The following is a 3,572-nucleotide window of genomic DNA, read 5'->3' as shown; positions in this document are numbered from 1 at the left end:
CTGGGTGCCCTCCAGCGGATCGAGGAGATCCTGGCCGTGCCCGCCGATGCCGAGCACCAGCAGGAACGCGCCCTGCACGGTGATCGAGCCGATCGGGCCGACCAGTGACTGCACCCGCGCCACCCGCAGGCCGGCGTCGTACGCCTCCCGCGCGCTGCCGGTGACGGTCTCCGCCTCCCGGGCCTCGGCGCGACTGGCCCGGATGGTCCGGGCCGCCGAGATGGCCCGCTCCACCGCCGAGGTCATCTCACCGATCCGCTCCTGGGCGGCTCGGGCCAGCGCCCGGACCCGGCGGGCGAAGGTGGCGGCGAAGCCCAGCCCCAGTGCCACACCGAGCAGGGTGACGCCGAACAGCAGCGGGTCGAGCAGCACCATGGCGATGCCGGCGCCGACCACCGTCACCGCCCCGGTGACCGTCTCGAAGAGCCCGGAGGTGACGACCGCTCGCAACAGGGTGGTGTCCGAGCCGACCCGGGACAGCAGGTCGCCGGTGCGCCGGCGGTCGTACTCGGCGATGGGCAGCCGCAGCAGATGACCGGCGAGCCGTCGCCGGGTGCCCAGCACCACCCCTTCGGCGGTGCGTTGCAGCAGGTAGTCGCGCAGCCCACCGATGGCCGCGCCCAGCACCACGAGCGCCACCAGCACCGCTACCAGGTCGGCGACGGGATTGTCGGCGCCGATGCGGTCGAGCACCGTGCGGGTGAGCAGCGGCTGCGCCAGTGACGCGGCCGCGCCGACCAGCGACAGCACGCCCACCACGACCAGGGTGCCGCGGTGCTCCCGCAGGTACGGCAGCAGCGCCCCCAGACCGACCGGTCGGCCCGCAGCGGCGCCACCGGCCGGCCGGTCCGTCGAGGTGCCACCGGCCGGCCGGTCCGTCGAGGTGCCACCGGCCGACCGGTCCGTCGAGGTGCCGCCGGTCGGCCGGTGCGTCGAGGTGCTCATGCCGGGAACGGTAGTCCGCCGCGTCACCCGGGCGGGCGCGCTCCGGCCCGCCGGGTCGGTCCGGCCCGCCGGGTCAGGTGGACAACACCACCTGAAGCTCCTGGCGACGGCGGTCGGCCAGATCGGTGAGCAGGGTGGGCGCCTCGTCGAACGGCACCACCGCCGAGACGAGGTGCTTGCGGATCACGTCCCCGTACGTCCGGAGCAGGTCGATGGTCTCGGCGGAGAGCCGCTCGCGGTCCCAGGTGGGTGTGAGCCCGCGCGGCACCCGGCCGATCTGCGCGCAGCGCAGCGAGAGCCCGTTGTGGTGGAACTCCTCACCGAGCCGCACCGCGTCCGCGCCCTCCTGGTAGAAGGCGAGGTCGATGACCGTGCCCTGGGGGCGCAGCAGCCGCAGGGCGAGCTGCAACGCCCACGCCTGCCCCCGGCACTGGAACACCACGTCGGCGCCCCGGTCCCCGGCGGTGTGGGCCCACCGGGTCGTGAGCACGACCGCCGGGTCGGCCGCGTCCGGGGCGAGGGTGTCCAGTCCGAGCGCCTCGGCGACCTGGCGCCGGGGCGGGGTGGGGTCGAGCCCCTCCCCCGCGGCGGCGCCGATGCGCCGGGCGACCAGCGCCGTCAGCAGCGCCACCACCCCGGCGCCGACCACGGCGACGCGCCGGCCGCGGACCCCGTCGCCGAGGGAGCGGACGTCGGTGCCGTGCAGGTCGGCCGCGGCGTGCAGCAGACCGTTGGCGCAGATCGGACCCATGTGCGCGACGTAGACGCCGAGCAGCGGATCCAGGTCGTCGGGCAGCGGCACGAACCGCTCGGCGACCGGGTCGGCGAGCCAGCCGGTGCGGTGCCCGTACGTCATCGCGCCGACAGTGCCCACGGCGACGGCCGGGGTGTCGCTCTCCACCACCCGGCCGACCTGCATGTAGCCGAGCCGGTTCACCGGGTACGGGGTGCTCGCCTCGCCGGGTTGGAACAGCCCCAGGTCGGCGTTCCAGGTGACGTTCAGGTAGGGGTTCGTGCCCTTGACGAAGCTCAGCTCGGTGCCGGCGGAGACGCCGCTGTAGAGCGTCTCGACCCGGAACGTGCCGGGACGCAGCGGGGCGGCGTCCTGCTCGACCAGCTCGACCCGGCCGGGCCCGGTGACCACCACGACCTTGTCACGCATCGACGGTCACCCCCGTGCTGATTGCCGCCGGGGCGGTCGGGGTGGCGAGCCGCACGGTGGTGCCGGTGCGGGCCGAGTCGGCCACCGCGAGGGCCAGCCGTTGGGTGGCCAGCGCCTCGGCGTACGGCACACGGATGTCATCGCCGATGCCGCGGACGGCGTCGACGAAGGCGCGGTCCACCGCGATCCGCGCGGCCTCCGGGTCGGCGGGGACGTGTCGTTCCCCGTCGGCGTCGCGGATCGTCAGGCCGTCCTCGGTGAGCGAGAGGGCCAGCCCGTCGGCGAGGATCTCCAGGCCGGCGCGGTGCTTCCAGCCCAGCACGCAGGCCGCGCTGAGGGTGCCGACCGCCCCGTCGGCGAAGCGCAGCGCGGCGGTGGTCACCGAGTCGATGTCGGCGCCGTCGACCGGCGGCGGGGTGCCGTTGCCGTACGCGGTGACCTCGGTCACCTCGCCGGCCAGCACACGGATCAGGTCCAGCACGTGGGCGGCCTGCTCGACCACCGGGCCGCCGGAACGGTCCCGGCGCGACCACCATGCCACCGGGGGGACCTTGTCGAGCCAGGCGCCGCTGACCATCCGCACCGGGCGGTCGGCGAGCAGGTCGCGGGCCTGGTCGAGCACGCTCAGGTAGCGCCAGTGGTGGCCGACGGCGGTGCGCAGCCCATTGCGCGCGACCAGGTCGGCGATCCGCTCGGCGGTGCCCAGGTCGACCGCGACGGGCTTCTCGACGAACATCGGCACTCCGGCCTCGATCACCGCCTCCTCGGCGGGACCGTGCGCGAAGGGCGGGACGCAGACGTACACCGCGTCCGGGGCCGCGGCCAGCAACTCGGTGACGTCGCGGAAGACCTGGCCGCCGTGCTGCGCCGTCAGCGCTGCCGCCGCCTCCGGTGCCACGTCGGTCACCCCGATGAGCTCGACGTCGTCGAACCCGGACAGCACCCGGGCATGGCGCTGTGCCACCCCGCCAGCGCCCACGAGACCAACCCGGCATTTCCGCATGCGACAACCTCTTTCGAGAACGTTTCCTTTTCGATGGGAGCAGTCCCCTGGGGTGTCCGCAATCAAACGTTCATGCCCTGGGAACGCGACAATGTCACTGTTGTGATCAAGCTGACGCCCTGGAAGCGGTTAGCGCGTGGTGGCGAATGGGAAGTAACTGTGTCGCTATTTCCACGCACGAACGGAGGGGGTGCCCGTGCGGGATACGACCGTGTCACCGGTGGTGGAGGCGTGGGCCACGTACCGGACCACCTCGGCGGCGGACTGGCCGGCACGCCGGCTGCTACGCGCCAAGGGAGGGAGCCGGGTCAGCGTGGTGCTGCCGGCGCGCAACGAGGAGGCCACCGTCGGCGCGATCGTGTCGACCATCCGCGAGCACCTGATGGACCGGGTCGCCCTGGTCGACGAGCTGATCGTGGTGGACTCGCGGTCGACCGACCGCGCCGCGCAGGTGGCCCGTGC

General features: G+C 74.1%; 4 protein-coding genes. 1 reads left to right on the top strand and 3 read right to left on the bottom strand.

Annotated elements, in window-relative coordinates; genetic code table 11:
• From KBX34_RS32705 to KBX34_RS32695, 3 genes are all read right to left on the bottom strand, one after another.
• Window positions 1-945: ABC transporter ATP-binding protein (locus KBX34_RS32705; RefSeq protein ID WP_247672499.1), on the bottom strand; the 945-nt coding region annotated here is incomplete at its 3' end.
• A 73-nt stretch (window positions 946-1,018) separates the two neighbouring features.
• Complete coding sequence (locus KBX34_RS32700; protein ID WP_210928936.1) at window positions 1,019-2,107, bottom strand: zinc-binding dehydrogenase; 1,089 nt, start codon at window positions 2,105-2,107, stop codon at window positions 1,019-1,021.
• Entirely contained in the window at window positions 2,100-3,110 is a 1,011-nt protein-coding gene (locus KBX34_RS32695; RefSeq protein WP_210928935.1) for a Gfo/Idh/MocA family protein, read from the bottom strand. The genes KBX34_RS32700 and KBX34_RS32695 overlap by 8 nt, the downstream gene beginning before the upstream one ends.
• Window positions 3,111-3,333: 223 nt before the next feature.
• Between KBX34_RS32695 and KBX34_RS32690 the strand changes: the two genes are divergently transcribed.
• Window positions 3,334-3,572, top strand: a 239-nt coding sequence (locus KBX34_RS32690; RefSeq protein WP_374223739.1) for a glycosyltransferase, incomplete at its 3' end; no start/stop codon positions are given.

Origin of the sequence: Micromonospora sp. M61, from assembly GCF_018070245.1 — a bacterium.
Classification (GTDB): Bacteria; Actinomycetota; Actinomycetes; order Mycobacteriales; family Micromonosporaceae; genus Micromonospora; species Micromonospora zamorensis.
Note: the sequence above shows the minus strand (reverse complement) of the source record. Positions and strands in the feature narration are given on the sequence as shown.